Source organism: Mycolicibacterium flavescens (assembly GCF_001722335.1).
GTDB classification, from domain to species: Bacteria; Actinomycetota; Actinomycetes; order Mycobacteriales; family Mycobacteriaceae; genus Mycobacterium; species Mycobacterium flavescens.
In genome coordinates this window covers 274,996-298,012 of record NZ_MIHA01000004.1, presented here as the reverse complement: position 1 = coordinate 298,012, position 23,017 = coordinate 274,996, and the positions used below count along the sequence as shown (strand labels likewise).

Below are 23,017 nucleotides of genomic sequence, written 5' to 3'. Positions count from 1 at the left end.
GGGGGCGGTTCGTGCGTCGTTCCTAGAATTGCGGGGTGACCGCCACCCCCGAATCCTCCGCCGATGCCCTGCCCAAGTCCTGGGACCCGAGCGCGGTAGAGAGCGACCTCTACGAGGGGTGGGTCAACGCCGGCTACTTCACCGCCGACCCGTCGAGCGCCAAGCCGCCGTACTCGATCGTGCTGCCGCCGCCGAACGTGACCGGCAGCCTGCACATGGGCCACGCGCTGGACCACACGCTGATGGACGCGCTGACCCGGCGCAAGCGGATGCAGGGCTACGAGGTGCTGTGGCTGCCGGGCATGGATCACGCCGGCATCGCCACCCAGACAGTGGTCGAAAAGCAGCTCGCCGCCGACGGTAAGACCAAAGAGGACTTCGGCCGCGAACTGTTCATCGACAAGGTCTGGGACTGGAAACGCGAGTCCGGCGGCACCATCGGCGCGCAGATGCGCCGCCTCGGTGACGGGGTGGACTGGAGCCGCGACCGCTTCACCATGGACGACGGGCTGTCCCGCGCGGTGCGCACGATCTTCAAGCGGCTGTTCGACGCGGGCCTGATCTATCAGGCCGAGCGGCTGGTGAACTGGTCGCCGGTGCTGGAGACCGCGATCTCGGACCTCGAGGTCAAATACGAGGACATCGAAGGCGAGCTGGTGTCCTTCCGGTACGGCTCGCTTTCCGACGACGAACCGCACATCGTGGTCGCCACCACCCGCGTCGAGACGATGCTCGGTGACACCGCGATCGCCGTGCACCCCGACGACGAGCGCTACCGCCACCTGGTCGGCACCACGCTGCCGCACCCGTTCCTGGACCGCGACATCGTGATCGTCGCCGACACCCACGTCGACCCGGAGTTCGGCACCGGCGCGGTCAAGGTCACCCCGGCCCACGACCCCAACGACTTCGAGATCGGCCTGCGCCATCAGCTGCCGATGCCCTCGATCATGGACACCAAGGGCCGGATCACCGGGACCGGAACCGAATTCGACGGTCAGGACCGGTTCGAGGCGCGGGTCAAGGTGCGCGAGGCGCTGGCCGAGCAGGGCCGCGTCGTCGCCGAGAAGCGCCCGTACGTGCACAGCGTCGGGCACTCCGAGCGCAGCGGTGAGCCGATCGAGCCGCGGCTTTCGCTGCAGTGGTGGGTGAAGGTGGAGTCGCTGGCCAAGGCCGCCGGCGACGCGGTTCGCAACGGCGACACCGTCATTCACCCGCCCAGCCTGGAACCGCGGTGGTTCGCGTGGGTCGACAACATGCACGACTGGTGCATCTCGCGGCAGCTGTGGTGGGGGCACCGGATCCCGATCTGGCACGGCCCCGACGGGCAGACCGTATGCGTGGGACCCGACGAGACGCCGCCGGAGGGCTGGGAACAGGACCCCGACGTGCTCGACACCTGGTTCTCCTCGGCGCTGTGGCCGTTCTCCACCATGGGCTGGCCCGAGCACACCGCCGAACTGGCGAAGTTCTATCCGACCACGGTGCTCGTCACCGGCTACGACATCCTGTTCTTCTGGGTGGCCCGGATGATGATGTTCGGCACCTTCGTCGGCGACGATCCGGCGATCACCATGGACGGCGCCCGCGGGCCGCAGGTGCCGTTCGAGAACGTGTTCCTGCACGGGCTGATCCGAGACGAGTTCGGCCGCAAGATGAGCAAGTCGCGCGGCAACGGGATCGACCCGCTGGACTGGGTGGAGAAATTCGGCGCCGACGCGCTGCGGTTCACCCTGGCCCGCGGCGCCAGCCCGGGCGGCGACCTGGCGATCGGCGAGGACCACGCCCGCGCCTCGCGCAACTTCGCCACCAAGCTGTTCAACGCCACCCGGTTCGCGTTGATGAACGGCGCCAGCCCCGCACCGCTGCCCGACGCCGCGGAGCTGACCGACGCCGACCGGTGGATCCTGGGCCGGATGGAACAGGTTCGCGCCGAGGTGGATTTGGCGTTCGACAGCTACGAGTTCAGCCGCGCCTGCGAATCGCTGTACCACTTCGCGTGGGACGAGTTCTGCGACTGGTACGTCGAACTCGCCAAGGTGCAACTGGGCGAGGGGATTTCGCATACCACGGCGGTGCTGGCCTCGGTGCTCGACACGCTGCTCAAACTGCTGCACCCGGTGATGCCGTTCGTCACCGAGGTGCTGTGGAAGACGCTGACCGGTGGAGAGTCGTTGGTGATCGCGGACTGGCCGACGCCGTCGGGTTTCGCGGTCGACCCCGTCGCGGGGCAACGGGTCGCCGACATGCAGAAGCTGATCACCGAGGTGCGCCGGTTCCGCAGCGACCAGGGCCTCAACGACCGGCAGAGGGTGCCGGCCCGGCTGTCGGACATCGCCGGGGCGGATCTGCAGGCGCAGGTGCCCGCGGTGCGGTCGCTGGCGTGGCTGACCGCCGACGGCGACGGTTTCGCCCCCACCGCGGCGATCGAGGTGCGGCTGTCGCGAGGCACCGTCACCGTCGAGGTCGACACCTCCGGCACGGTCGACGTGGCCGCCGAACGGCGTCGGCTGGAAAAGGATCTCGCCGCCGCGCAGAAGGAACTGACCGCCACGACAGGCAAACTCGGCAACGAGGCGTTCCTGGCCAAGGCGCCCGCCGACGTCGTCGACAAGATCCGGGGCCGCCAGCAGCTGGCGCAGGAAGAAGTCGAGCGCATCACCGCGAGGCTCGAGTCGCTGAAATGACCGACCCCGCGGACCTACCGCGCCCGTCGGACGTTCCGACGCCCGACGAGATCGCGGCGCTGCTGCAGGTCGAACACCTGCTCGACCAGCGTTGGCCCGAAACCAAACTCGAGCCCAGCACCACCCGCATCGCGGCACTGCTCGAGCTGCTCGGCTCACCGCAGCGCGGTTACCCGTCGATCCACATCGCGGGCACCAACGGCAAGACATCGGTCGCGCGGATGGTCGACGCGCTGCTCACCGCGCTGCACCGGCGCACGGGCCGCACCACCAGCCCGCACCTGCAGTCGGCCGTCGAGCGCATCGCCATCGACGGTAAGCCGATCAGCCCCGCGGCCTACGTCGACACCTACCGCGAGATCGAGCCGTTCGTGCAGCTGGTCGACCAGCAGTCCGAGGCCGCCGGGGGACCGGCGATGAGCAAGTTCGAAGTCGTCACCGCGATGGCGTTCGCCGCGTTCGCCGACGCACCCGTCGACGTCGCGGTCGTCGAGGTCGGGCTCGGCGGCCGTTGGGACGCAACCAACGTCGTCAACGCGCCGGTGGCGGTGGTCACGCCGATCGGGCTCGACCACGCCGAATATCTCGGCGACACGATCGCCGACGTCGCCGCCGAAAAGGCCGGGATCATCACCAAGCAGGAGGACGACCTGGTTCCCACCGACACCGTCGCGGTGATCGGCCGCCAGGCGCCCGAGGCGATGGAGGTGCTGCTCGCGGCGACCGTGCGCGCCGACGCCGCGGTGGCGCGCGAGGACTCCGAATTCGCCGTGCTGGGCAGGCAGGTCGCCGTGGGCGGACAGCTGCTCGAACTCCAGGGCCTCGGCGGGCTGTACTCCGAGATCTTCCTGCCGCTGCACGGCGAACATCAGGCGCACAACGCCGCGGTCGCGCTGGCCGCGGTGGAGGCCTTCTTCGGCGCCGGAGCGCAGCGGCAACTCGACATCGACGCCGTGCGGGCCGGCTTCGCCTCCGTGACCAGCCCCGGGCGGCTGGAACGGATGCGCAGTGCGCCAACGGTATTCATCGACGCCGCACACAACCCGGCGGGGGCCGCGGCACTGGCCACCGCGTTGCAGGAGGAATTCGACTTCCGCTACCTCGTCGGGGTGGTGTCGGTGATGGCCGACAAGGACGTCGACGGAATCCTGACCGCGCTGGAAACGGTGTTCGACCAGATCGTGGTGACCCACAACGGGTCCCCGCGCGCGATGGACGTGACGGAGCTGGCGCTGCTGGCCGAGCAGCGGTTCGGCCCGGACCGGGTGGTCACCGCGGCCACCCTGCCGGATGCGATCGAGACGGCCACCGCCATCGTCGAGGAGTCCAGCGCCGAAGGCGAGCTGTTCGGCGGCGCCGGAATGGTGATCACCGGTTCGGTGGTGACCGCCGGAGCGGCGCGCACGTTGTTCGGGAAGGACCCCCAGTGACCACCGACCCCACCGACCCGCCGCAGACCGATCCGAGCGTCGCCGGCGCCGCGGCTCCGGACCCGTGGAAGAGCTTCCGCGGCGTCATGGCAGGCACCCTGATCCTCGAGGCGATCGTGGTGCTGCTGGCGCTGCCGGTGGTGGCCAAGGTCGGTGGGGGACTGACCGGGACCAGCACCGGCTTTCTGGTCGGGCTGGCGGTGGTGTTGGTGCTGCTGGCCGGGGTGCAGGGCCGCCCGTGGGCGATCTGGGTGAACATCGCCTTCCAGTTCGTGCTGATCGGCGGTGCCGTGCTCGACGGCGCCATCGGCTTCGTCGGCGTGGTCTTCCTGGTCGTGTGGCTGCTGATCGCCTATCTGCGCGCCGAAGTGCTGCGACGCCAGAAGCGCGGACTTCTGCCTGGTCAGCAGCGTCCCCCCGAGTAGTCGATCGCGACGACTATTCTGTCGGCCGTGACTGAGCCGACTGAGCGCACCCTCGTGTTGATCAAGCCCGACGGCGTCAAGCGGCGTCTCGTCGGGGAGATACTCGCCCGCATCGAGCGCAAAGGCCTGACCCTCGCGGAGCTCAAGCTCGTGACCGTCAGCGACGACCTGGCCCGCAAGCACTACGCCGAGCACGAAGGCAAGCCCTTCTTCGGTTCGCTGCTGGACTTCATCACCTCGGGCCCGGTGGTGGCCGCGATCGTCGAGGGCCCGCGCGCCGTCGCCGCGTTCCGTCAGATCGCCGGCGGCACCGATCCGGTGGAGAAGGCCACCCCCGGCACCATCCGCGGTGATTTCGCCCTGATCACCCAGGACAACCTCGTGCACGGCTCGGATTCCCCGGAGTCCGCGGCCCGCGAAATCGAGCTCTGGTTCCCCAGCAAGTAGTGCTCTGACACGTCCGCTCGCCCAGCCTGGTCGGGCGGGGTGGCGTGATGTGGGATACTTGCCACGGGTAGCCGGCCAACAACCGGGGTCGGAAACCCGAATGAAGACTTAGACGTGCGCGACCATCGCCACGCGTGATGCGGCGCCGACCGTCCAGCCATCATTCAGACCGGCGCCGGGATGGTTCACCAGTGGACTGCCCGGGGCGAGACCACAACAAGCTCGAGCGCAGTTTCTCGGGCCAATAGCGGAAGCCCTCGCGTGGCCGCGTCAAACAGGACGCGCCCGGGGGCTTGGAGGAGACTACGTGGCTGAAGATGCCCCTACCGAAGACCTTTCCGAAGACTCGCGACACGCGCAGGAGCCCCCGCCTGAGAAGCTGAGGGTGCATTCCCTGGCCAGGGCGCTGGGCACCACCAGCAAGCGGGTGCTCGACGCGCTGGCCGCCCTCGACGGGCGGGCCCGCAGCGCGCACTCGACCGTCGAGGAGACTGAGGCCCAGCGGGTCCGGGATGCGCTCGCCGAGAGCCCCGAGCCTGAGCCGGAGCCGCAGGCGGTCGAGACCCGCGAGGCGTCGCCTTTCGAGGTTCGGCCGCCCGTTGAGGTTCAGGCACCCGAGGCCGCTGCCGAGCCGGAAACCGCTGCGCTGTTCACCGCGGCAGTCGGACCGTCCACCGACACCGTCGCCGCGCCGCCCGAGCGGCCCGAGGCCGACAGCGCACCGGCCGCCGACTACCTGCCCCTGTTCGTCGCGCCGAAGCCGGTGGTCTTCGACTACGAATCCGACGACGACGATGACGACGACGACACCGACGGCCAGGACGACCAGGACGACGATGACGACCAGTCGGAGCGGCCGTCGGGCCGGCGCCGCCGGCGCGGACGCCGGGGCCGGGGTCGCGGTCGCGGTGAACAGAACGGCGAGGACGCCGACGACGACAGCCAGGACGGCGAGCAGGACTCCGACGACAGCCGCGACGACGACCAGGACTCCGACGACGACTCCGGGGACGACGAGTCCAGCGGGACCGACGGCGCGACCCGTCGCCGCCGGCGTCGCCGTCGTCGCAAGTCCGGATCCGGGGACGACTCGGACAACGGCACCGCCCCCGACGACCCGCCCAACACGGTCGTGCACGAACGCGAACCGCGCAAAGCCAGCAAGGCCGACAAGGCGGGCCAGAGCGGTGACGGCGAGATCCAGGGCATCAGCGGGTCGACGCGGTTGGAGGCCAAGCGCCAGCGTCGCCGCGACGGCCGGGACGCGGGGCGCCGCCGGCCGCCGATCCTGAGCGAGGCGGAGTTCCTGGCGCGCCGCGAGGCCGTCGAACGGATGATGGTGGTGCGCGACAAGGTCCGCACCGAACCGCCCCACGAAGGCGCGCGGTACACCCAGATCGCGGTGCTCGAGGACGGCGTGGTGGTGGAACACTTCGTCACCTCGGCGGCCCAGACATCGCTGGTCGGCAACATCTACCTCGGCATCGTCCAGAACGTGCTGCCGTCGATGGAGGCCGCGTTCGTCGACATCGGCCGCGGCCGCAACGGCGTGCTCTACGCCGGCGAGGTCAACTGGGAGGCCGCCGGCCTCGGCGGGCAGAACCGCAAGATCGAGCAGGCCCTCAAGCCCGGCGACTACGTCGTCGTGCAGGTCAGCAAGGACCCCGTCGGCCACAAGGGCGCCCGGTTGACGACGCAGGTGTCGCTGGCCGGCCGCTACCTGGTCTACGTGCCGGGCGCGTCGTCGACCGGGATCAGCCGCAAGCTGCCCGACACCGAACGCCAGCGGCTCAAGGAGATCCTGCGTGAGGTCGTCCCGCCCGACGCGGGGGTGATCATCCGCACCGCCTCCGAAGGCGTCAAGGAAGAGGACATCCGCAGCGACGTCGAACGCCTGGCCAAACGCTGGAGCGAGATCGAGGCCAAGGCCGCCGACATCACCGCCAAGAAGGCCGGTGCGGCCGTCGCGCTCTACGAAGAGCCCGACGTGCTGGTCAAGGTGATCCGTGACCTGTTCAACGAGGACTTCACCGGGCTGACCGTGTCCGGCGACGACGCCTGGGAAACCATCACCGGCTACGTGAACGCCGTTGCGCCCGAACTGCTTCCGCGGTTGACGAAGTACGAGCCGGCTGCGTCTGACGGTCCCGACGTGTTCGCGGTGCACCGCATCGACGAGCAGTTGACCAAGGCGATGGACCGCAAGGTGTGGCTGCCCTCGGGCGGCACGCTGGTGATCGACCGCACCGAGGCGATGACGGTCATCGACGTCAACACCGGCAAGTTCACCGGTTCCGGCGGCAACCTCGAGCAGACGGTCACCCGCAACAACCTCGAAGCGGCCGAGGAGATCGTGCGCCAACTGCGGCTGCGCGACATCGGCGGCATCGTGGTCATCGACTTCATCGACATGGTGCTCGAGTCCAACCGCGACCTGGTGTTGCGCCGGCTGACCGAGGCGCTGGCCCGTGACCGCACCCGCCACCAGGTGTCCGAGGTGACCTCGCTGGGCCTGGTGCAGCTGACCCGCAAACGCCTCGGCACTGGGCTGATCGAGGCGTTCTCGAGTACGTGCACGCACTGCGCCGGTCGCGGGATCGTGCTGCACGGCGATCCGGTGGATTCGTCGTCGGGCAACGGCCGCAAGTCCGACAGCGGCGGGCGGCGCGGCAGGCGCGGTAAGCGCGGCGCCAAACCCGAGGAAGTCGCGGTTGCCAAGGTGCCGCCGCATCCCGCGGGTGAACACCCGATGTTCAAGGCGATGGCGGCGGCCAACGGCAAGCACGAAGACGATGACGACAGCGACGCCGACGACGCCGAGGACACCGAGAACGTCCAGCCCGCCGAGGAGGTCGCCGAGGCCGATTCCGAGGTGATCCGCGACGCGGTGGCCGACGACGAGGACGACACCGAAGACGAGGACTCCGAAGACGACGAGGACTCTGAGGACGACGAGGACTCCGAGGACGACGAGGACTCCGAGGACGACGAGGACGACGAGGACGACGAGGACGAGATCGACCTCGACACCGATGACGACGAAGACGCGATCGACGACGACATCGAGGTGATCGGCTCGGATGACTCCGAGGACTCCGAGGACTATGACGATGAGGACGACGAGGACGAGGACGACTCGGACGAGGACGACCCGGATGAGGACGACCCGGAGGAGGATCCGGCACCGCCGCCGGTGAGCCGAGGCCGGCACCGCCGACGCGCGGCCGCGCGGCCCGCGGGCCCGCCGGCCGCCGAAAGCTGACCAGCACTTTCCGGCGGCCCGCCTACCTGCGGTGATTTGACCCTCGTGCAGCCGCTCAAGTAGCCTTGAGCAGTTGTCGCCAGGCTCTGGAACACGCGGGCCGGTGGCAGTCGGGAAACCCAGACAAGCGCAGCAGCAATTGCGCGCGCCCAGTGAACGTAGGAGTAGCAGCACGATGGCGACTTACGCAATCGTCAAGACCGGCGGCAAGCAGTACAAGGTCGCCGTCGGCGACGTGGTCAAGGTCGAGAAGCTCGACTTCGAGCCGGGCGCCAACGTGTCGCTGCCCGTCGCGCTCGTCGTGGACGGCGCCAAGGTGACCTCGGCCGCCAAGGACCTGGAGAAGGTCGCGGTGACCGGCGAGGTGCTCGAGCACACCAAGGGCCCCAAGATTCGTATCCACAAGTTCAAGAACAAGACCGGCTATCACAAGCGGCAGGGACACCGTCAGCAGCTGACGGTGCTCAAGGTCACCGGGATCAAGTAGGAGCGGGAGACAATGGCACACAAGAAGGGCGCTTCCAGCTCGCGCAACGGTCGCGACTCCGCCGCCCAGCGGCTCGGCGTCAAGCGGTTCGGCGGCCAGATCGTCAAGGCCGGCGAGATCCTGGTCCGCCAGCGCGGCACCCACTTTCATCCCGGCACCAATGTCGGCCGCGGCGGGGACGACACCCTGTTCGCGACGGCTCCCGGCGCTGTCACGTTCGGCACCAAGCGCGGCCGCAAGACCGTGAGCGTGGTCCGTCCGGCACCGCAGGAGGCCTGACTTCCTGCCGCGAATGTGAAGCTACTGCGAATTCTCGGCTAGAAAGTCGCAGTAGCTTCACACTCGTCACCGAAAGGAAGTTCGATGCCCCGGTTCGTCGACCGCGTGGTGATCCATGCGCGGGCCGGCAACGGCGGTAACGGGTGCGCCTCGGTGCACCGCGAGAAGTTCAAACCCCTCGGTGGACCCGACGGCGGCAACGGCGGTCGCGGCGGCAGCGTCTTTCTGGTCGTCGACCCGCAGGTGCACACGCTGCTCGACTTCCACTTCCATCCCCACGTCGTCGCGCCGTCCGGCAAGCAGGGCGCCGGAAGCAACCGGGACGGCGCGGCCGGCGCGGACCTCGAGGTCAAGGTGCCCGACGGCACCGTCGTGCTCGACGAGAACGGCCGACTGCTCGCCGACCTCGTCGGTGCGGGCACCCGGTTCGAAGCGGCGGCCGGCGGACGCGGCGGCCTGGGCAACGCGGCGCTGGCGTCGCGGGCCCGCAAAGCACCCGGATTCGCGCTGCTCGGCGAGAAGGGGCAGGTCCGCGACCTCACCCTGGAACTCAAGACCGTTGCCGACGTCGGGTTGGTCGGCTTCCCGTCGGCGGGCAAGTCCTCGCTGGTGTCGGTGATCTCGGCGGCCAAACCGAAAATCGCCGACTACCCGTTCACCACGCTGGCGCCCAACCTCGGGGTGGTGTCGGCCGGCGACAACACGTTCACCGTCGCCGACGTGCCGGGCCTGATCCCGGGCGCTTCGGAGGGCCGCGGTCTCGGCTTGGACTTCCTGCGCCACATCGAACGCTGCGCGGTGCTCGCACACGTGGTGGACTGCGCGACGCTGGAGCCCGGACGCGACCCGATCTCCGACATCGACGCGCTGGAGGCCGAACTGGCCGCCTACACCCCGACGCTGCAGGGCGACACCACGCTCGGCGATCTCGCCGAACGCCCACGTGCGGTGGTGCTCAACAAGATCGACGTGCCCGACGCCCGCGAACTGGCCGAGTTCGTCCGCGACGAGGTCGCTCGCCGGTACGGCTGGCCGGTCTTCGAGGTGTCGACGGTGACCCGGGAAGGGTTGCGGCAGTTGACCTTCGCGCTGTGGGAGATGGTGTCGGCGTACCGCGAGGCCCAACCCGCGGTGGTGCCGCGTCGACCCGTCATCCGCCCCGTGCCCGTCGACGAGAGCGGGTTCTCCGTCGAATCCGACGGCCAGGGTGGTTTCGTGGTGCGCGGGGTGCGCCCCGAACGGTGGGTGGCCCAAACCGATTTCGACAACGACGAGGCCGTCGGCTATCTCGGCGACCGGCTGGCCCGGCTCGGCGTCGAAGAGGAGCTGTTCAAGAAGGGCGCGCGCCCGGGTTGCGCGGTCACCATCGGCGACATGACGTTCGACTGGGAACCGCAGACCCCCGCCGGTGTCGACACGCCGATGTCGGGTCGCGGCACCGATCAGCGGCTCGAGCAGACCGACCGCGTCGGCGCGGCCGAACGCAAGGCCGCGCGACGGGAACGCCGGCGCCCCGGATCGGAGAGCGCCGACGACGGCGGTGCGTCGTGAGCCGGCACCGCAAAGCGATCCGCTCGGCGCGCAGCGTCGTCGTCAAGATCGGCACCACCGCGCTGACCACCCCGACCGGCGTGTTCGACGCGGGCCGGCTCGCCACGCTGGTCGAAGCGATCGAGCGGCGGATGAAGTCCGGCTCCGACGTGGTGATCGTGTCCTCCGGTGCCATCGCGGCCGGTATCGAACCGCTGGGGCTGACCAAGCGGCCCGCCGACCTGGCCACCAAACAGGCCGCCGCCAGCGTCGGGCAGGTGGCGCTGGTGAACGCCTGGAGCGCGGCGTTCGGCCGGTATCAGCGCACCGTCGGCCAGGTGCTGCTCACCGCGCACGACATCTCGATGCGGGTGCAGCACACCAACGCTCAGCGCACCCTTGACCGGTTGCGTGCGCTGCACGCGGTCGCGATCGTCAACGAGAACGACACCGTCGCCACCAACGAGATCCGCTTCGGCGACAACGACCGGCTCTCGGCGTTGGTCGCGCATCTCGTCGGCGCCGATGCGCTGGTGCTGCTGTCCGACATCGACGGGCTCTACGACGCGGATCCGCGGAAAGGCGACGCGCGGTTCATCCCCGAAGTGTCACAACCCGAGGACCTCGACGGGGTGGTGGCGGGTCGGGGCAGCAGCCTGGGCACCGGCGGCATGGCCTCGAAGCTGTCGTCGGCGCTGCTGGCCGCCGATGCCGGGGTGCCGGTGCTGCTGGCCGCCGCCGCGGATGCGGCCACCGCGCTGGCCGACGCGTCGGTGGGCACGGTGTTCGCCCCCCGCCCCGAGCGGATGTCGGCGCGGCGGTTCTGGGTGCGCTACGCCGCGGAGGCCTCCGGTGCGCTGACCCTCGACGACGGTGCGGTGAAAGCTGTTGTCCAGCAACGTAGGTCGTTGCTGCCCGCCGGTATCACGGCGGTGTCGGGCCGCTTCTACGGCGGCGACGTCGTCGAGTTGCGCGCTCAGGACGCGACGATGGTCGCGCGCGGGGTGGTGGCCTACGACCGCGGCGAACTGGCGACCATGCTGGGCCGGTCGACGTCGGATCTGCCGCCGGAGATGCGCCGACCTGCAGTACACGCCGACGACCTGGTCGCCGTCTGAGGCGGTTTCGACGGGCTACCCACCCAGCGACTGGATACGCGCGGCGATCCCGTTGAGAGTCGCCTTGATCTGCTCGGCGCGTTCGTCGGCGTCGTCCATCACGTCGTCGTCGGCCGGACGCAGCGCCACGTCATGTGCGCGCGCCGTCGCCTCGAGGCACCCGCGCACCGCGGGGTCGGCGAGGATCACCGCGGCCAGCATGCCCGGCGAGAGTTCGCGGGTGCGCAACAACCCGTCGTAGCGCACCTCGGCGGGGATCCGGATCTCCAGCGCGCCACCGTCGAGCTGCTGTTTGGCCGCGGCCAGCAGCAGCGTCAGCGCGGCCCGCGAGACAGCGCCGATCACCTTGCGGCGGAACGGGAACCACGGCAGCGGCAACTTGTCGACCTGCTTGTCGACGCCGCCGGTGAACAGGTACTCGATCAGGCTGCGGGTGCGGATCTCCTCCACGTCGGCCCATTCGACGGAGTCACCGTCGAACTCGACGCCCTCCTCGCTGATGGCCACCCCGCCGAAGTGGTTGAGCTTGCGCACCAGGCCGCGCAACCGGTTGGGGACCAGCGAGTGCTCGGCGATCATGTCGCCGACGCCGAGCGCCCACCGCCCGGTGACCGGGCCGGGATCGGGTCTGCGGCGGTCCAGCAGTGCCTGCAGCCACGACGCGTCGTCTGAGGTTGTCGTCACGCCGCCATTCAAGCCGATGCCGCGACTTCGGGCAGTTCGTCGGCCAACAACGCCAGCATCGGCGAGCAACCGTTGTCGACCTTGACCGTGGCCAGGTCGTCGCCGCGGGTGGGCCCCCGGTTGATGATCGCGACCGGCTTCCCCGTCGCCGCGGCGTGCTTGACGAACCGGTATCCGGAGTACACGGTCAGCGACGAGCCCGCGACGAGCAGCGCATCGGCGTCGTCGACCATCGAATAGGCCTGCGCCACGCGGGCTTTGGGGACGCTGTCGCCGAAGTAGACGATGTCGGGTTTGAGCATGCCGCCGCAGCCCGGGCAGTCGACCACGCGGAACTGGGAGGTGTCCTCGAGTCTGGCGTCCGCGTCGGGGGCGACCGCGATGGCGCCGACGGCCTCGGCGCGTTCCAGAAAGCCCGGATTGGCGGCGGTGAGCAGGTCGTGCAGCGCCGCGCGTGACATCGCGTGACCGCAGTGCAGACACATCACCCGCGCGTACGTTCCGTGCAGGTCCACCACCGCCTGGCTGCCGGCCTTGGTGTGCAGCAGGTCGACGTTCTGGGTGATCAGGCCGGTGACGACGCCGGCACGTTCCAGCATGGCCAGTGCGCGGTGCCCGGCGTTGGGCATCTTGTCGTCCATGTGGCGCCAGCCGACGTGGTTGCGGGCCCAGTACCGCTGCCGGAACACCGCATCGGAGGTGAACTGCTGGATCGTCATCGGGTTGCTCGGCGGGGAGTCCGGGCCGCGGTAGTCGGGGATGCCCGAGTCGGTGGACATGCCCGCGCCGGTGAGTACCGCGACGCGGCGCCCGCGCAGCAGCGCGATCAGTTCCGGAGATTCCACCGTGTCCAGGGTAGGCGGTCGGTTCACCGGCCGCCGAAACTCATTGGAGGCAGTTGGCCGCCGGGATGATCTCGGCGCTCATGTTGCTGCGCATCATGCTCAGCGCCGCGTCGCTGAGCTCGGGGTCGATGTGGGCGACCGCATCGGGCGGCACGACGACCGGGAAGTGCCGCACGTAGGCGTCCAGCGCGGTGTAGAGGATGCACTGCTCGGTGACCTGGCCGGTGAGGATCACGCGTTCGGGTTTGAGCTGGCTGAGCAGGTAGGCCAGCGAGGTGGCGTAGAACGCGCTGTGGCGCACCTTGGTCATCAACCGGCAGCCCTTCTGCGGGACGATCGGTTCGACCAGGTCGGGGCGCTCACCGTGGAGCGCCGAGTCCACGATGTCGCTGAACTCGGCGCTGAAGTCGCCGTAGTTGTCGTTGACGTAGATCAACTCGACGTCGTCGCGGTCGCGCGCCTCGGCGACCAGCCGGGCCAGCGGATCGATGATCTCGGCGACGTGCGGGGCCAGCTTGTCGGCGTCGGGGTGCTGGTAGGTGTTCATCATGTCGACGACCAGCACGGCGGTGTCACTCATGGGCTCCTGCATACCCGGTTCTGTTTTCGGGCAACAATGAGGCATGGATTTCTATTCGGCGTACCGGCACGGGTTCGTTCGGGTCGCCGCCTGCACGCATCACACGACGCTGGCCGATCCGCGCGCCAACGCCGAATCGGTGCTGCGCATGGCGAAGGCCTGCCACGACGACAACGTCGCGCTGGCGGTGTTCCCGGAGCTGACGCTGTCGGGGTACTCGATCGAGGACATCGTGATGCAGGACGCGCTGCTCGACGCGGTCGAGGACGCCGTGCTCGACGTCGTCGCCGCGTCCGCCGACCTGATGCCGGTGCTGGTGATCGGCGCCCCGCTGCGCTACCGGCACCGGATCTACAACACCGCCGTGGTGATCCATCGCGGCCGGCTGCTCGGCGTCGCGCCCAAGTCCTACCTGCCGACCTACCGCGAGTTCTACGAGCGCCGCCAGATGGCGCCGGGTGACGACGTGCGCGGCTCGATCCGGATGGGCGGCGCGGACGTGCCGTTCGGCCCGGATCTGCTGTTCACCGCCACCGACATGCCGGGCTTCGTACTGCACGTCGAGATCTGTGAGGACATGTTCGTGCCGATCCCGCCGAGCGCGTCGGCGGCGCTGGCCGGGGCGACGGTGCTGGCCAACCTGTCCGGCAGCCCGATCACCATCGGCCGGTCCGAAGACCGCTGCCTGCTGGCGCGTTCGGCGTCGGCGCGCTGCCTGGCGGCCTACGTCTACGCCGCGGCGGGGGAGGGCGAGTCGACCACCGACCTCGCGTGGGACGGGCAGACGATGATCTGGGAGAACGGCGAATGCCTCGCGCAGTCCGAGCGGTTCCCGAAGGGGGAGCGACGCTCGGTCGCCGACGTCGACCTGGAATTGATTCGCGCCGAACGCCTCCGGATGGGCACGTTCGACGACAACCGCAGGCATCACGGTGCGAGCACCGACGAGTTCCGTCGGGTGGAGTTCGTGCTCGACCCGCCGGCCGGCGACGTCGGGCTGCTGCGCCACATCGAGCGGTTCCCGTTCGTGCCGTCGGATGCCCAACGGCTGGAACAGGATTGCTACGAGGCCTACAGCATCCAGGTGTCCGGCCTTGAGCAGCGGCTGCGGGCGCTGAACTATCCCAAGATCGTGCTGGGGCTGTCCGGCGGCCTGGACTCCACACACGCGCTGATCGTCGCGGCCCGGGCCATGGACCGCGAACAGCGGCCCCGCAGCGACATTCTGGCCTACACGATGCCGGGGTTCGCCACCGGTGACCGGACCAAGGGCAACGCGCTGCGGTTGGCCGAGGCGCTGGGCGTGACGTTCACCGAACTCGACATCAAGTCCACCGCGCAGCTGATGCTGGAGAACATGGACCACCCGTTCGGCCGCGGCGAGAAGGTCTACGACGTCACCTTCGAGAACGTGCAGGCCGGTCTGCGCACCGATTACCTGTTCCGGCTGGCCAATCAGCACGGCGGGATCGTACTGGGCACCGGGGATCTGTCCGAGCTGGCGCTCGGCTGGTCGACGTACGGCGTCGGTGACCAGATGTCGCACTACAACGTCAACGGCGGTGTACCGAAAACGTTGATCCAGCACCTGATCCGCTGGGTGATCACGTCAGGGCAGTTCGATGATGCGGTCAACGAGGTCCTGCAGTCGGTGCTCGACACCGAGATCTCCCCGGAACTGGTGCCCGCCGGCGAGGACGAGGAGATCCAGAGCAGCGAGTCCAAGGTCGGACCGTATGTGCTGCAGGACTTCTCACTGTTCCAGGTGCTGCGGTTCGGGTTCCGGCCGTCGAAGGTGGCGTTTCTGGCCTGGCACGCGTGGAGCGACGCCGAGCGCGGTCAGTGGCCGCCGGGCTATCCGGACGACAAGCGGCCGTCGTACTCGCTCAAGGAGATTCGGCACTGGCTGCAAGTGTTCGCGCAACGGTACTACTCGTTTGCGCAGTTCAAGCGATCGGCGGTGCCCAACGGGCCGAAGGTGTCGCACGGTGGGTCGCTGTCGCCGCGTGGTGACTGGCGCGCCCCGTCGGACATGTCGGCCCGCACCTGGCTCGACGAGATCGAACGCGAGATCCCCGAGGAGTGATTTCGGTGTAGTTGGATGCGGTCAGCGCCACCAACTACACCGAAACCACGCGTCCGACCCCGGGCACGAACCGGCCGACGGTCGCGAGGTAGTCGCGGTAGTCGTCGCCGTGCGTCGTGAGCAGGTAGGGCTCCTCGACGATGCGCACCTGCGCTTCGATCGTCGCCACCAGTAGCGCGAACCCGGCGACGGCAACGGGATTCGGCGTGAGGAGCGTCAGCCCCGCCGCGAACACCAGCATCGCGGTGAAGATCGGGTTGCGCACCCAGCCGAACACCCCGCGGCGCACCAGCGTCGTCGTCTCCGCGGCGTCGACCCCGATCCGCCAGGATTCGCCCATGTCGACCTGCGCGTACAGCGTCGCGGCGATCCCCGTGACCGCCACCGCAACCCCGGCGACGTTGAGGACCGGGCTGTCGACCAGCGGATGCACCACGCCGGCGAGCTGCAGGATCGGAGCGGCCAGCGCGGCGGCCATCGCCACGACAAAACCGACGCCGGCCAACCACTCCGCAGACCACGGCGCGCCGCTGACACCGCGGAACCCGGTCGACCCGGTGCGGCGTTTCTGTTGCCAACTGCGCCAACCGAATCCGAGCACAGCGAACACCACGAACAGCGTGAGGGCGACGATGGGCATCATGAGACCTCCCTGGATCAGCAGCACGGGTCGCCGCGCCACGCGTTGACGCCTTCACGGACGGCGATGGCGGCGATGCCGAGCGCCGCGACCGGATCGGCCCACGACCAGCCGAACAGGCTGTTGAGCACCAGGCCCGCCAGCAGGATCGCCGACAGGTAGGTGCACAGCAGCGTCTGCTTGGAATCGGCGACCGCTGAGGCGGAACCGAATTCGCGGCCCGCGCGTCGTTGCGCCAACGACAGGGCGGGCATGATCGCCAGGCTCAGCGCCGCGATCACGATGCCGATGACGGACGGCTCGGCTTCACCGCGGCCGGTCAGCGCCAGCAGCGCGTCGACGGTGACGTAGGCGGCCAGCGCGAAGAACGAGAACGCGATGAACCGCAGCGCGGTCTTCTCGCGCGTCTCCGGGTCGCGCGCGGAGAACTGCCACGCCACAGCGGCCGCCGACGCGATCTCGACGACCGAGTCCAGTCCGAACCCGACGAGCGCCGCCGACGAGACGCGGGCGCCTTCGGCCAGCGCCACGACCGCCTCGACCACGTTGTAGGTGATCGTCGCCGCGACCAGCAACCGGATGCGCCGGGCGAGCACAGCGCGCCGGGTGGGCGCCGTCATCAGCAGCACGCGTCCTCGGCGCTGGCCGGGCAGCAGGCCGGGTCCACGTCGAGCACCAGTCCGACGAGGTCGTCGAGGGCGTGGGCGATGCGCCGGTCGGACAGTTCGTAGCGGGTGCGACGGCCCTCGGGGTGCGTGACGACCAGCCCGCAGCCCCGCAGGCACGCCAGGTGGTTGGACAGGATCTGCCGCGAGACGCCGATCTTGTCGGCCATCTCGGCGGGGTAGCCGGACCCGTCGCGCAGCATCAGCAGGATCTCCGCGCGGGTCGGATCGGACAACGCGCAACCGAAACGCGACAGCGCGTCGCTGTGGGTGACTGTCTGCATGCGGTAGACAGTACATCCTCAGCTGAATTCAGCTAACCTTGAACCGTTATGTCGCGGTTTGGGGGCGTTACCGATCGCTCACCGACTGGTAGCGCACCGAAATCGCGCCTCTAGAGGCGGCCGTCGATGCGCAGGTCGGGATGCACCCACTCGGGGGAGCGGCGCTCCTTGAACGCCCGGAACCCCTCGACCACCTCGGGCGCCGACAGGCTGGCCTGCATGCCGATGCGGTCGTACAGGCCGAGGTAGTTGTCGATGTTCGACTTGATCACCCCGCGGGCGCCCGGCGCGGTGCGGCTGCACTGGGTGAGCACCTCGCGGGCCGTGTCGAGAAGCTCGTCGTGCGGCACGACGCGAGCCACCATGCCCCACTCGTAGGCCTCCTGCGCGCTCAGCGTGCGCCCGGTGAACATCAGGTCGCGGGTGCGCACCGGCCCGATCAGCCGCGTCAGCATCTGGCTGTAGTACGTGTCGGCGATGCCGCGCAGCAACTCGGGCACCCGGAACGTGGCGCGGTCGCTGACCACCGCAATATCGCTGCACAGCGCGATCTGCAGCCCGCCGCCCTGGCACAGCCCGTTGACCGCGGCCACCACCGGCTTGACCGACTGGCGCAGCGTCTCGAACGGGGTCACGTCCATGCCCAGCGCCGAGCCGAATGTCAGCCAGTCGTCGCTGCCGTCACCGCCGCCCATGTCCCCGCCCGGGGCGAACACGTCACCGGTGCCGGTGATCAGCAGACCGGCCAGGTCCGGGTCGGCGTCGACGTGGCGCACCGCGTAGCGGATCCCGAAGTACATCGCAGGCGTCATCGCGTTACGCGCCTGCGGCCGGTCCAGGCGGCACACACCGAACGCGCCCTCGCGGCTGAACTTCAGGTACGGCGTGCCCAGCCAGTCACCGTCGGGGGGTCGGGGGGCGGTCGTCGTCGGGTCGGCGGCTGTCATAGGTGCCTTTCTGGTTGGTTCGGTTCCGATACAGCGTCGTCGATGGCGTCGGCGTACGGTGCGCAGTCGCCGGCGCCGGGCACCAGCGTCGACAGCGCCGCCGCCGCGCAGGCCCGCCGCAGCGCGATCTCGTGGCCAGAGCGCCAGGCGGCCGTCAGCACGCCGGCGAACACGTCGCCCGCGCCGGTGGTGTCCACCGCCCGCACCGCCGGGGCCGGCACGTCGAAGCGTTCCCCGTCACCGAGGTAACTGGCCCCGCGCGCACCGCGGGTGATCACCAGATGCGGTACCGGCCAATGCCATTCGCCGGCCTCGGCCTCGTTGACGACGACGACGTCGACCAGGCGGGACAGGGCCAGCAGCTCGTGCGGTCGCGCACCGGTGGGGGAGGCGTTGACGACGACGACCGCACCGGCCGCGCGCGCCACCTCGGCGGCCGCGAGCACCGTCGTCATCGGGATCTCCAGTTGCATCAGCACGACGTCGCTGCCGGCGATGACGGCGCGCAGTTCGGGCGCGTCGACGCGCAGCGACGCGTTCGCCCCCGGCGCGACCACGATCGTGTTCTCGGCACCGGCGTCGACGACGATGGCGGCCGTGCCGCTGGGACCGGGCACCGTGACCACACCGTCGAGGCCGATCCCGTTGCCCGCGAGGTGCTCGCGCAATCCGGCGGCGGCAGCGTCGTCACCGAGCGCGGCGACCAACTGCACCGTCGCGCCCGCCCTGGCCGCCGCGACCGCCTGGTTACCGCCCTTGCCGCCTGGTGCGACCGCGAGATTCGACGCCAGCACGGTCTGGCCGGGCCGCGGCAGCGCCGCCACGGAGAACGTCAGATCGGCGTTGACGCTGCCCACCACGCACACCCGGCTGCAGTCGCGCGCCACCATGACGCCAAAGCTAACCCAGCGCACCCAGCTGACACGTGTCGAACGCCTGAACACCGTTCGATACCCTGGATCGATGAGTGTGCAGGCACCTTCGGGACTGGATCTGCGCTCGCAGGTCCACGACGCGGCCCGCCGGGCGCGCGCCGCCTCGCGCGCGCTGGCCACGTTGAGCACCGAGACCAAGAACCGCGCGCTGAACACCGCCGCCGACCACGTGCTGATGTCGGCCGGCCAGATCCTGGAAGCCAACGAGGCCGATTTGGCGGCCGCGCGCGCCGCCGGCACCCCGGAGGCCATGCTCGACCGGTTGGCGCTGAACCCGAACCGCATCGACGGGATCGCCGGCGGTCTGCGCCAGGTCGCCGGCCTGCCCGACCCCATCGGCGAGGTGCTGCGTGGACGCACCCTGCCCAACGGTCTGCAGCTGCGTCAGCAACGCGTGCCGCTCGGGGTCGTGGGCATCGTCTACGAGGGCCGGCCCAACGTCACCGTGGACGCGTTCGGGCTGACGCTGAAGTCGGGCAACGCCGTGCTGCTGCGCGGCAGCTCGTCGGCGGCCAGGTCGAACGCCGCGCTGGTCAACGCGCTGCGCGCCGCGCTGGCCACCGAACTGCTCGAGGTCGACGCCGTGCAGCTGCTGCCCAGCGAGGACCGCGCCAGCGTCATCCACCTCATCCAGGCGCGCGGGCTGGTCGACGTGGTGATCCCGCGCGGCGGGGCCGGGCTGATCGACGCGGTGGTGCGCGAGGCGACGGTGCCGACGATCGAGACCGGCGTCGGCAACTGCCATGTGTATGTGCACTCTTCGGCCGACCTCGATGTCGCCGAGCGCATCCTGCTCAACGCCAAGACCCGCCGGCCCAGCGTCTGCAACGCCGCCGAGTCCGTGCTGATCGACGCCGCGATCGCCGACACCGCGGTGCCCCGGCTGACCGCGGCGCTGCGCGAGGCCGGAGTCACCGTGCACGACAACCCGTCCGAGGACGACCTGCGGGCCGAGTTCCTGTCGATGGACATCGCGGTGGCGGTGGTCGACGGCGTCGACGCCGCGATCGCGCACATCAACGAATTCGGCACCGGGCACACCGAGGCCATCGTGGCCACCGATCTGGCCGCCGCTCAACGGTTCACCGAACGGGTGGACGCGGCCGCGGTGATGGTGAACGCGTCGACGGCGTTCACCGACGGTGAGCAGTTCGGGTTCGGCGCCGAGATCGGCATCTCCACCCAGAAGCTGCACGCCCGCGGACCGATGGGTCTGCCCGAACTGACGTCAACCAAGTGGATTGTGTGGGGCTCGCCCGTTACTGGCCACACCCGCCCGGCCTGATATGAGGAGACCGATTCCGTGAGTGTCCCTGCGCGTCCTGCGCCGCTGTTCGCCGACATCGAGGATGTCGGCAGGCGGCTGGCCGAAACCGGCTACCTGCCCGACACCGCCACCGCGACCGCGGTGTTCCTCGCCGACCGGCTGGGCAAGCCGCTGCTGGTGGAGGGGCCGGCGGGCGTCGGCAAGACCGAACTGGCCCGCGCGGTCGCGCAGTCGACGGGCTCGGAGCTGGTGCGGCTGCAGTGCTACGAGGGTGTCGACGAGGCCCGCGCGCTCTACGAGTGGAACCACGCCAAGCAGATCCTGCGCATCCAGGCCGGACATGGTGACTGGGACAGCACCCGCGACGACGTCTTCTCCGAGGAGTTCCTTCTGTCGCGGCCGCTGCTGACCGCGATCCGGCGCACCGACCCCACCGTGCTGCTGATCGACGAGACCGACAAGGCCGACATCGAGATCGAAGGCCTGCTGCTCGAGGTGCTGTCCGACTTCGCCGTGACGGTCCCGGAGCTGGGCACCATCACCGCCGAGCGGCCGCCGTTCGTCGTGCTGACCTCCAACGCCACCCGCGAACTGTCCGAGGCGCTCAAGCGTCGGTGCCTGTTCCTGCACATCGATTTTCCCGACGCCGAACTCGAGCGGCGCATCCTGCTGTCGCGGGTGCCGGAGCTGCCCGAGCGGCTGGCCGACGAACTGGTCAAGGTCATCGGCGTGCTGCGCGGGATGCAGCTTAAGAAGCTGCCGTCGGTGGCCGAGACCATCGACTGGGGCCGGACCATCCTTGCGCTCGGGCTCGACACGCTCGACGACGCGACGATCGCCGCCACCCTCGGTGTGGTGCTCAAACACCAGTCCGACCAGATCAAGGCCTCCGGCGAGCTGAGGCTGAACTGACATGGCCTTCCGCCGGACCCGCCCACCGCAGCCGCTGGCGCCGCACGGCATACCCGGCCATCTGGTCGGGTTCGTCGAAGCGCTACGCGGACAAGGTATCTCGGTAGGGCCGTCGGAGACCGTCGACGCCGGCCGGGTGGTGTCGGTGCTCGGTGTGCAGGACCGCGAGGCGCTGCGCGAGGGCATCGCGTGCGCGGTGCTGCGCCGCCCCGACCATCGCGACACCTACGACGCCCTGTTCGACCTGTGGTTCCCGGCGGCGCTGGGCGCCAAGACCGTACTGACGGAGTCGGACGACGACGACTCCGAGTCCGACGACCAGGGGTTGCCCCCCGAGGACGTCGAGGCGATGCGCTCGGCGCTGCTCGACATGCTCGCCGACAACGAGGATCTGGCCAACCTCGACGAACGGCTGGCCGCGATGATCGCCCAGATCGTCGAGGCCTACGGCCGGTACAACTCCAGTCGGGGGCCGTCGTACTCGTCGTATCAGGCGCTCAAGGCGATGAACCTCGACGACCTCGAGGGCCGGCTGCTGGCCGGATTGCTGGCGCCCTACGGTGACGAGCCGACGCCGACCCAGGAGCAGATCGCCAAAGCGCTTGCCGCGCAACGTATCAACCAGCTCCGCAAGATGGTCGAAGGGGAGACCAAGCGGCGCACCGCCGAACAGCTCGGCCGTGACCACGTGCAGATGTACGGGGTGCCGCAGCTCGCCGAGAACGTCGAGTTCCTGCGCGCCTCCGGCGACCAGCTGCGCCAGATGAGGCGGGTGGTGCAGCCGCTGGCCCGCACGCTGGCGACGCGGCTGGCCGCACGGCGGCGCCGTTCCCGCGCCGGCGAGATCGACCTGCGCAAGACGCTGCGCAAGTCGATGTCCACCGGCGGGGTGCCGATCGACGTGGTGCTCAAGAAGCCGCACCCGGCGCGGCCCGAACTGGTGGTGCTGTGCGACGTGTCCGGCTCGGTGGCCGGGTTCAGCCACTTCACGCTGCTGCTGGTGCACGCGCTGCGCCAGCAGTTCAGCCGGGTCCGCGTCTTTGCTTTCATCGACACCACCGACGAGGTCACCGAACTGTTCGGCCCCGACGCCGACCTGGCGGTGGCCGTGCAGCGGATCACCCGCGAGGCCGGGGTGTACACCCGCGACGGACACTCCGACTACGGGCACGCGTTCGTGTCGTTCATGGACCGCTGGCCCAATGTGCTCTCGCCGCGCAGCGCGCTGCTGGTGCTCGGCGACGGCCGCAACAACTACCGCAACCCAGAGGTCGAGTTGCTCGCGCACATGGTGAACTCCAGCCGCCACGCGCACTGGCTCAACCCCGAACCGCGCCACCTGTGGGGCAGCGGCGACTCGGCGGTGCCGCGGTATGAGGACGTCATCACGATGCACGAGTGCCGCTCGGCCAAGCAGCTGGCCAGCGTGATCGACGCGCTCCTGCCGGTCTGATTATCCCCGCGCCTCATCCCCGCGAGCAGACGCGGAATCGCACAAAAAACCGCG

At 69.7% G+C, this 23,017-nt stretch carries 21 protein-coding genes; 13 read left to right on the top strand and 8 right to left on the bottom strand.

Annotation, left to right across the window (positions count from 1 at the left end; all coding sequences use genetic code 11):
- Positions 1 to 35: 35 nt before the first annotated feature.
- The 9 genes from BHQ18_RS07620 (at position 36) to proB (ending at position 11,665) form a co-directional block, all read left to right on the top strand.
- Positions 36 to 2,687 carry a valine--tRNA ligase gene (locus tag BHQ18_RS07620; RefSeq protein ID WP_069412976.1) on the top strand — a complete coding sequence of 884 codons (2,652 nt, stop codon included), beginning with the start codon at positions 36 to 38 and terminating at the stop codon, positions 2,685 to 2,687.
- Positions 2,684 to 4,117 carry a bifunctional tetrahydrofolate synthase/dihydrofolate synthase gene (gene folC / locus BHQ18_RS07615; RefSeq protein ID WP_069412975.1) on the top strand — a complete coding sequence of 478 codons (1,434 nt, stop codon included), beginning with the start codon at positions 2,684 to 2,686 and terminating at the stop codon, positions 4,115 to 4,117. The genes BHQ18_RS07620 and folC overlap by 4 nt, the downstream gene beginning before the upstream one ends.
- A gap of 86 nt (positions 4,118 to 4,203) precedes the next feature.
- Complete coding sequence (locus BHQ18_RS07610) at positions 4,204 to 4,542, top strand: DUF4233 domain-containing protein (RefSeq protein WP_084293945.1); 339 nt, start codon at positions 4,204 to 4,206, stop codon at positions 4,540 to 4,542.
- A 27-nt stretch (positions 4,543 to 4,569) separates the two neighbouring features.
- Positions 4,570 to 4,989: a nucleoside-diphosphate kinase gene (gene ndk / locus BHQ18_RS07605; protein WP_109789218.1), complete on the top strand. Its 420-nt coding sequence runs from the start codon at positions 4,570 to 4,572 to the stop codon at positions 4,987 to 4,989.
- A 307-nt stretch (positions 4,990 to 5,296) separates the two neighbouring features.
- Positions 5,297 to 8,251 carry a ribonuclease E gene (rne, locus tag BHQ18_RS07600; RefSeq protein WP_069412972.1) on the top strand — a complete coding sequence of 985 codons (2,955 nt, stop codon included), beginning with the start codon at positions 5,297 to 5,299 and terminating at the stop codon, positions 8,249 to 8,251.
- Positions 8,252 to 8,426: 175 nt separating this feature from the next.
- The gene (gene rplU / locus BHQ18_RS07595; protein WP_069412971.1) at positions 8,427 to 8,738 is read left to right on the top strand and encodes a 50S ribosomal protein L21; all 312 of its coding nucleotides are present in this window, start codon (positions 8,427 to 8,429) and stop codon (positions 8,736 to 8,738) included.
- A 12-nt stretch (positions 8,739 to 8,750) separates the two neighbouring features.
- Positions 8,751 to 9,017 carry a 50S ribosomal protein L27 gene (rpmA, locus tag BHQ18_RS07590; protein WP_069412970.1) on the top strand — a complete coding sequence of 89 codons (267 nt, stop codon included), beginning with the start codon at positions 8,751 to 8,753 and terminating at the stop codon, positions 9,015 to 9,017.
- An 84-nt stretch (positions 9,018 to 9,101) separates the two neighbouring features.
- The gene (gene obgE / locus BHQ18_RS07585; RefSeq protein ID WP_069412969.1) at positions 9,102 to 10,568 is read left to right on the top strand and encodes a GTPase ObgE; all 1,467 of its coding nucleotides are present in this window, start codon (positions 9,102 to 9,104) and stop codon (positions 10,566 to 10,568) included.
- Entirely contained in the window at positions 10,565 to 11,665 is a 1,101-nt protein-coding gene (gene proB, locus BHQ18_RS07580) for a glutamate 5-kinase (RefSeq protein ID WP_069412968.1), read from the top strand. Before obgE ends, proB begins: the two co-directional genes overlap by 4 nt.
- 15 nt (positions 11,666 to 11,680) lie before the next feature.
- Here the strand turns inward: proB and BHQ18_RS07575 are convergent, their stop codons facing one another.
- From BHQ18_RS07575 to BHQ18_RS07565, 3 genes are read right to left on the bottom strand one after another with little or no spacing between them, the layout of a single operon-like run.
- A complete protein-coding gene (locus tag BHQ18_RS07575) occupies positions 11,681 to 12,349 on the bottom strand; it encodes a hypothetical protein (protein ID WP_234794106.1) in 669 nt (222 codons plus the stop codon).
- An 8-nt stretch (positions 12,350 to 12,357) separates the two neighbouring features.
- Complete coding sequence (locus BHQ18_RS07570) at positions 12,358 to 13,194, bottom strand: NAD-dependent protein deacetylase (protein ID WP_069412967.1); 837 nt, start codon at positions 13,192 to 13,194, stop codon at positions 12,358 to 12,360.
- A 40-nt stretch (positions 13,195 to 13,234) separates the two neighbouring features.
- Entirely contained in the window at positions 13,235 to 13,774 is a 540-nt protein-coding gene (locus tag BHQ18_RS07565; RefSeq protein WP_069412966.1) for a cysteine hydrolase family protein, read from the bottom strand.
- Positions 13,775 to 13,817: 43 nt separating this feature from the next.
- Here BHQ18_RS07565 and BHQ18_RS07560 point away from each other — a divergent pair, with 43 nt between their 5' ends.
- Positions 13,818 to 15,860, top strand: coding sequence for an NAD(+) synthase (locus tag BHQ18_RS07560; protein WP_069412965.1), 2,043 nt, complete (start codon positions 13,818 to 13,820; stop codon positions 15,858 to 15,860).
- 34 nt (positions 15,861 to 15,894) lie between these two features.
- On the opposite strand, the gene BHQ18_RS07555 is transcribed toward BHQ18_RS07560, so the two are convergent.
- The 5 genes from BHQ18_RS07555 to BHQ18_RS07535 all read right to left on the bottom strand — a co-directional run bounded on the left by BHQ18_RS07555 (position 15,895) and on the right by BHQ18_RS07535 (position 19,286).
- Positions 15,895 to 16,500 carry a methyltransferase family protein gene (locus BHQ18_RS07555; protein ID WP_069413044.1) on the bottom strand — a complete coding sequence of 202 codons (606 nt, stop codon included), beginning with the start codon at positions 16,498 to 16,500 and terminating at the stop codon, positions 15,895 to 15,897.
- A 17-nt stretch (positions 16,501 to 16,517) separates the two neighbouring features.
- Positions 16,518 to 17,120, bottom strand: coding sequence for a cation efflux transmembrane domain-containing protein (locus tag BHQ18_RS07550; RefSeq protein WP_069413045.1), 603 nt, complete (start codon positions 17,118 to 17,120; stop codon positions 16,518 to 16,520).
- Positions 17,120 to 17,449 (bottom strand): ArsR/SmtB family transcription factor, encoded by a 330-nt coding sequence (locus BHQ18_RS07545; protein ID WP_069412964.1) that lies wholly within the window; start codon positions 17,447 to 17,449, stop codon positions 17,120 to 17,122. The genes BHQ18_RS07550 and BHQ18_RS07545 overlap by 1 nt, the downstream gene beginning before the upstream one ends.
- A 110-nt stretch (positions 17,450 to 17,559) precedes the next feature.
- On the bottom strand, positions 17,560 to 18,396 hold the full coding sequence (locus tag BHQ18_RS07540) for an enoyl-CoA hydratase/isomerase family protein (protein ID WP_069412963.1): 837 nt from the start codon (positions 18,394 to 18,396) through the stop codon (positions 17,560 to 17,562).
- Complete coding sequence (locus BHQ18_RS07535; RefSeq protein WP_069412962.1) at positions 18,393 to 19,286, bottom strand: PfkB family carbohydrate kinase; 894 nt, start codon at positions 19,284 to 19,286, stop codon at positions 18,393 to 18,395. Before BHQ18_RS07535 ends, BHQ18_RS07540 begins: the two co-directional genes overlap by 4 nt.
- Positions 19,287 to 19,359: 73 nt before the next feature.
- Here BHQ18_RS07535 and BHQ18_RS07530 point away from each other — a divergent pair, with 73 nt between their 5' ends.
- From BHQ18_RS07530 to BHQ18_RS07520, 3 genes are read left to right on the top strand one after another with little or no spacing between them, the layout of a single operon-like run.
- The gene (locus BHQ18_RS07530) at positions 19,360 to 20,616 is read left to right on the top strand and encodes a glutamate-5-semialdehyde dehydrogenase (RefSeq protein ID WP_069412961.1); all 1,257 of its coding nucleotides are present in this window, start codon (positions 19,360 to 19,362) and stop codon (positions 20,614 to 20,616) included.
- A gap of 18 nt (positions 20,617 to 20,634) precedes the next feature.
- The gene (locus BHQ18_RS07525) at positions 20,635 to 21,510 is read left to right on the top strand and encodes an AAA family ATPase (protein WP_069412960.1); all 876 of its coding nucleotides are present in this window, start codon (positions 20,635 to 20,637) and stop codon (positions 21,508 to 21,510) included.
- 1 nt (position 21,511) lies between these two features.
- Positions 21,512 to 22,963 carry a vWA domain-containing protein gene (locus BHQ18_RS07520; RefSeq protein ID WP_069412959.1) on the top strand — a complete coding sequence of 484 codons (1,452 nt, stop codon included), beginning with the start codon at positions 21,512 to 21,514 and terminating at the stop codon, positions 22,961 to 22,963.
- Positions 22,964 to 23,017: the final 54 nt, after the last annotated feature.

Coding starts and splice junctions, on each gene's coding strand:
- rplU (WP_069412971.1), top strand. CDS start 8,427: ATGGCGACTTACGCAATCGTCAAGACCGGCGGCAAGCAGTACAAGGTC.
- folC (WP_069412975.1), top strand. CDS start 2,684: ATGACCGACCCCGCGGACCTACCGCGCCCGTCGGACGTTCCGACGCCC.
- rpmA (WP_069412970.1), top strand. CDS start 8,751: ATGGCACACAAGAAGGGCGCTTCCAGCTCGCGCAACGGTCGCGACTCC.
- BHQ18_RS07530 (WP_069412961.1), top strand. CDS start 19,360: ATGAGTGTGCAGGCACCTTCGGGACTGGATCTGCGCTCGCAGGTCCAC.
- BHQ18_RS07535 (WP_069412962.1), bottom strand. CDS start 19,286: ATGGTGGCGCGCGACTGCAGCCGGGTGTGCGTGGTGGGCAGCGTCAAC.
- BHQ18_RS07610 (WP_084293945.1), top strand. CDS start 4,204: ATGGCAGGCACCCTGATCCTCGAGGCGATCGTGGTGCTGCTGGCGCTG.
- obgE (WP_069412969.1), top strand. CDS start 9,102: ATGCCCCGGTTCGTCGACCGCGTGGTGATCCATGCGCGGGCCGGCAAC.
- BHQ18_RS07555 (WP_069413044.1), bottom strand. CDS start 16,500: ATGCCCATCGTCGCCCTCACGCTGTTCGTGGTGTTCGCTGTGCTCGGA.
- BHQ18_RS07565 (WP_069412966.1), bottom strand. CDS start 13,774: ATGAGTGACACCGCCGTGCTGGTCGTCGACATGATGAACACCTACCAG.
- BHQ18_RS07550 (WP_069413045.1), bottom strand. CDS start 17,120: ATGACGGCGCCCACCCGGCGCGCTGTGCTCGCCCGGCGCATCCGGTTG.
- BHQ18_RS07560 (WP_069412965.1), top strand. CDS start 13,818: ATGGATTTCTATTCGGCGTACCGGCACGGGTTCGTTCGGGTCGCCGCC.
- BHQ18_RS07540 (WP_069412963.1), bottom strand. CDS start 18,396: ATGACAGCCGCCGACCCGACGACGACCGCCCCCCGACCCCCCGACGGT.
- BHQ18_RS07545 (WP_069412964.1), bottom strand. CDS start 17,449: ATGCAGACAGTCACCCACAGCGACGCGCTGTCGCGTTTCGGTTGCGCG.
- BHQ18_RS07520 (WP_069412959.1), top strand. CDS start 21,512: ATGGCCTTCCGCCGGACCCGCCCACCGCAGCCGCTGGCGCCGCACGGC.